The organism is Bacillota bacterium (genome assembly GCA_040754675.1).
Lineage (GTDB): Bacteria > Bacillota > Limnochordia > Limnochordales > Geochordaceae > Geochorda.
Genome location: JBFMCJ010000375.1, coordinates 1 through 4,064, shown reverse-complemented (window position 1 = coordinate 4,064; position 4,064 = coordinate 1). Strand labels below are relative to the sequence as shown.

The window sequence follows — 4,064 nt, the reverse complement described above, 5'->3', positions numbered from 1 at the left end:
CGGGAAGCCGCCGTCACCACCTCAGACAGGGGAGCGCCCGCCGGCTGCTGCTGGACCTCCCGCCAGGCGGCGCTCATCGTCAGGAACATGTTGGTGCCCGTGTCGCCGTCGGGAACCGGGAAGACGTTGAGCGCATCAATGTTGGCCCGCTCACGCTCCAGGGCGCGAACTCCTGCCTCCACCCACGAAAGGAAAAGCTCCGCCTTCTGCCTTGCGGCCGCACCTTCCATCCGTTACGCCCTCCGCGAGAAACTCTCGTGCGTGCGCCGCCGGTCTTGCTCGGCCACCCGGACCCCCTGCACGTGGACGTTGACACCGGTCACCCGCAGCCCCGAGAGCCGTTCCAGCTGGTGGCGCACCTGCTCCATCACGTTGCGCGCCACCTGCAAGATGTTGACCCCGTACTCCACGATGACGAACAGATTGACGACCACCTCGTCGCCTTCCTCGATCCGGATCTCGACGCCCCGATGTACGCTTTCAAGGCCGAGCAGTTCGGCGATGCCGTCCGGCACGCTGCGTGCCGCGACCCCCACGATCCCGTAGCACTCCCGCGCGGCGTACCCGGCGATGGCCGAAAGGGCCTCCTCGGCCAGTTCAATGCGACCGTATTCGTTGGTCAAGGTGACACTCAAAGCCAGCGCCTCCCCGACACGCCATCATACCAGACGGCCCGCCCATTCGATATTCCCTACTCAAATCCCGGCTCCCTCTTTCTGGTTGAGACACGGACGGGCGCGTGGCCGTTGTAGGTGACTCAAGGCCGTGGTAGAATGGCCGATGGTCTGCGCCGCTACCGGCGGCGCCACTGGAGAGCGAAAGTGAGGGACAGGCGTGGCACGGGTCTGCCGTGTATGCGGAAAGGGCGCGATGACCGGCTTCAACGTCAGCAAGTCCAACCGGCACACCCACCGGCGGTGGCTTCCCAACCTTCACCGGCGGCGCATCGTGTTGGACGGGCGGGTGGAGCGCGCCTACGTCTGCACGCGCTGCCTGAAGAGGGGCAAAGTGCAGCTCGCCCTGTGAACGGGGCCGCCGCATGAGCGAGCCAGGGCCGGCCCCGGGTCGCCGGGCGCTGCGTTCGGGACTTCAGCAGACAGCGGGATCATGAGATCGCAAGCGAGGCGGACGACCGCCGGGTCGTTGGGCCTTTCTCCCCAGGGAATCTCATCGGCGACGCGTACGACGGTGAGCCGCGGCCCGCTCCAGTGCGAGAGCACCGGAGAGGGTAGCTCGCCCTTGCCTACGGCGAGTACCCGGTCAAACACGTGGGCCCGGGACCACATCTCCGCCGTCCATTGCGGCCAGGGGACAAGAAGCGCCACCACCAGCTGCGCCCTCGCCCTTTGCGTTCGGGCCCACCGCGCAAGCCCCGTGCTGAGCGGCTCGGCGGCTGCAAGCGTTGGAACCCCTGAATGCAGGCGCCGCCTGACCACCACCCGCAGCCCCGCGCTGGTCAGGTAGGAAGCAATCTGGTACGCCATCCGGGCAGCAGCCGCTCCGGCTGCACCGTCTTCCGGTACCACGGCCAGCGCCTGCCCGCGCGGCCTGTTTACATCGTGCAGGGTGGGGGTTCCGCGGTCCACCGCGCGCCGGGATGATGCCCGATCTCCTCGCTTTTGTTGCACGCAGCCCATCTCTCGCTACCCACCGGCCGACGTCCGCAAGGTGAAGTTCAGGATAGCAAGCCTTGCAGCACGGTCGCTTTATTTGTGGCATTGTATGTGGGCCCGTCGATCTATGGGCTCGGGCAGGTGCAGGCCCGGGAGCCCGCCGCCCGCCGCGCCCTCCTTGCGCTGGAAGACCACCTCCTCGTGTGGCCGGCGGACCCCGGCGGAACCCTCCGCCCCCAGTTTAGGCGGCGGGCCGTGTGTTCAGCAAGACTAACGTCAGTAGAGCTACAACCCTGACAACTCAAAGGCGGCCGTTTTCCTGTGTTTAGCAAGGCTTTACTCTGCCGGGGAGGAAATTGCGCCGCGGTGAATCAGGACCGCGCGCGGCCGGCCGCATTTCGCAGCCGCGTCACGGCGGCCGCCGGGTCGCCATCGTTGAAGACGCAGGTGCCGGCCACCAGCACGGTTGCCCCGGCGCCCACCAGCGACGGTGCGGTGGTGTCGTCGACCCCCCCGTCCACCACCACGTCGCAGGAGAGGCCGCGGGTTTCGATGAGCCGCCGCACCGCTTCGACCTTGCGCAGCATCTGCGGCAGGAACGGCTGCCCGCCAAATCCGGGGTTGACGGTCATGACGAGCACCTGGTCCACCAGGTCGAGCGGGTAATCCAGGCTTTCGACGGGCGTGGCCGGGTTGAGGGCGACCCCCGCCTTTAGCTTGAGCTCGTGGATGTACCGTAACAGGCGATCAAGGTGGTAGGTGCCCTCCACATGTACCGTCAGCCGATCCGCCCCGGCGCGGGCGAAGCTATCGATCCACCGCTCCGGCGCCTCGACCATGAGGTGGACGTCCAGCGGCAGTGAGGTGACCCGCCGGATGGCCTGCACGACCGGCGGGCCGACGGTGAGGTTCGGCACGAAGTGGCCGTCCATGACGTCCACGTGCAGCCAGTCCGCGTTGGGCACCCGGCTTACCGACTCGGCCAGCCGGGCAAAGTCGGCGGCCAGCAGCGACGGGGCGATCTTGACGCTCACGAGTACTTGCGCGCCTCCTGTTCCAGCACTTCCTCGAGCAGCCGCCGGTAGTGGCGGAAGCGTGACGCTGCCACCGCCCCCTCTTCTACGGCTTGCGGCAGAGCGCAGCCCTCCTCGCCCCGGTGCATGCAGCTATCCCCGAACTCGCACGACTCTGCCGCGCGGCGGATGTCCGGCATCAGGCGGTCCAGTTGCTGCGGGGCGATCCCCTCCAGTTCGAGGCGGGAGAACCCGGGGGTGTCGGCCAGAAGGCCTCCGGCCGGCAGCGGCAGGAGCTGAACCTGGCGGGTGGTGTGCCGCCCGCGCCCGAGCTTCGGTGAAAGCTCCCCCACCTCCAGGCGAGCCTCAGGATACAGCGCGTTGATGAGGGATGACTTGCCAACGCCGGATGGTCCGCTCAGCGTGCTGACGTGGCTCACCAGGAGGCGGGCAAGGTCGGCGACGCCGTCGCCCGTCCGGCCGCTGGTCGCCGCCACCGGGTAGCCGGCCTGCTCGTAGAGCCGCCGCCACTGCGCCACCTGTTCGGGCGTAGCCAGGTCGATTTTGTTGATGCAGACGACGCAGGCAAGCCTCGAGGCCTCCCCAAGCACGAGCAGCCGGTCGAGAAGGAAGAGATCCGGCTCGGGCGCTGCCGCCACAGCAACCAGGCAACTGACGTTGGCCACGGGCGGGCGAGCGAGCCAGGTCGTTCGGGGCAGCACCTCTTCCACCACCGCGCTCCCGTCTGCCCCCACGCGGACCCGTACCCGGTCGCCGGTCAAGACGGGCCCGGCCTTTCGTACCTTGCCCCGCAGCACGGCCTCGACGAGTGACCCCGAGGTGAGCCAAACGGTGTAGAACCCCGACTGCCGGGTCACCACCACACCCTCTTCAACCCGCTGAAGCTCAGCCACCACCGCTGCCCTGGCTCCACACCTCCTGCCTGCTTCTTTCCCGTCAGCCGTTTGTCAGCGCTCCGCGGGCGGGAACGGCTCGTCCTTCACCATGCGGCCGCCGATGTACACCTGGAAGTGGGCCGACGAGCCCCGCCCCCTTACCCGTTCCACCACGTACGTGCCGCCCGGGAGCGTGCGCCGGAACACTTCATAAGAGCCGAAGTCGTCGATGACCAGGATGACGACCTCCTTGTCTTCGCCCCACGGCACCTGGATGTTGACCTCCGCCGTTCGCCACTTCTTCTGCGCTTCGGCGCCGGCAGCGGCGTCGGAGGCCGACGTGGTCTCGGTTGCGGCCTGTTCGGGCGCTTTGCCGGCCGGCTCGGGTGGCGCTGGCGGCTGCGGCTCGGCGGGCGTCTGGCCGCCGGCGGCGGTCTCCTCCGCTGGCTGGCCGCCGGCCGACGGCGAGGCCTGGCTGTAAATCAGGTCGACGGATGACCCCTGATCCACCTCGCTCCCGGGCGCAGGGTTCTGGTCAATGA

At 68.4% G+C, this 4,064-nt stretch carries 7 protein-coding genes; 1 reads left to right on the top strand and 6 read right to left on the bottom strand.

The genetic code is table 11. The features are described 5' to 3' along the window. Together AB1609_17155 and AB1609_17150 are read right to left on the bottom strand one after the other, a co-directional pair. Positions 1–230: DAK2 domain-containing protein (locus tag AB1609_17155; protein ID MEW6048176.1), on the bottom strand; the 230-nt coding region annotated here is incomplete at its 3' end. 3 nt (positions 231–233) lie between these two features. Continuing rightward, positions 234–635, bottom strand: coding sequence for an Asp23/Gls24 family envelope stress response protein (locus AB1609_17150; protein ID MEW6048175.1), 402 nt, complete (start codon positions 633–635; stop codon positions 234–236). A 199-nt stretch (positions 636–834) separates the two neighbouring features. On the opposite strand from AB1609_17150, the gene rpmB reads away from it, so the two are divergent. Continuing rightward, the gene (rpmB, locus tag AB1609_17145) at positions 835–1,026 is read left to right on the top strand and encodes a 50S ribosomal protein L28 (protein ID MEW6048174.1); all 192 of its coding nucleotides are present in this window, start codon (positions 835–837) and stop codon (positions 1,024–1,026) included. Here rpmB and AB1609_17140 read toward each other — a convergent pair. From AB1609_17140 to AB1609_17125, 4 genes are all read right to left on the bottom strand, one after another. Beyond that, on the bottom strand, positions 975–1,526 hold the full coding sequence (locus tag AB1609_17140; protein MEW6048173.1) for a hypothetical protein: 552 nt from the start codon (positions 1,524–1,526) through the stop codon (positions 975–977). The two genes, rpmB and AB1609_17140, sit on opposite strands and share 52 nt — an antisense overlap. Positions 1,527–1,984: 458 nt before the next feature. Next, positions 1,985–2,647, bottom strand: coding sequence for a ribulose-phosphate 3-epimerase (gene rpe / locus AB1609_17135; GenBank protein MEW6048172.1), 663 nt, complete (start codon positions 2,645–2,647; stop codon positions 1,985–1,987). Next, complete coding sequence (rsgA, locus tag AB1609_17130; protein ID MEW6048171.1) at positions 2,644–3,540, bottom strand: ribosome small subunit-dependent GTPase A; 897 nt, start codon at positions 3,538–3,540, stop codon at positions 2,644–2,646. The genes rpe and rsgA overlap by 4 nt, the downstream gene beginning before the upstream one ends. 54 nt (positions 3,541–3,594) lie before the next feature. Beyond that, positions 3,595–4,064 (bottom strand): PASTA domain-containing protein (locus tag AB1609_17125; protein ID MEW6048170.1); only part of this gene is annotated, 470 nt, incomplete at its 5' end.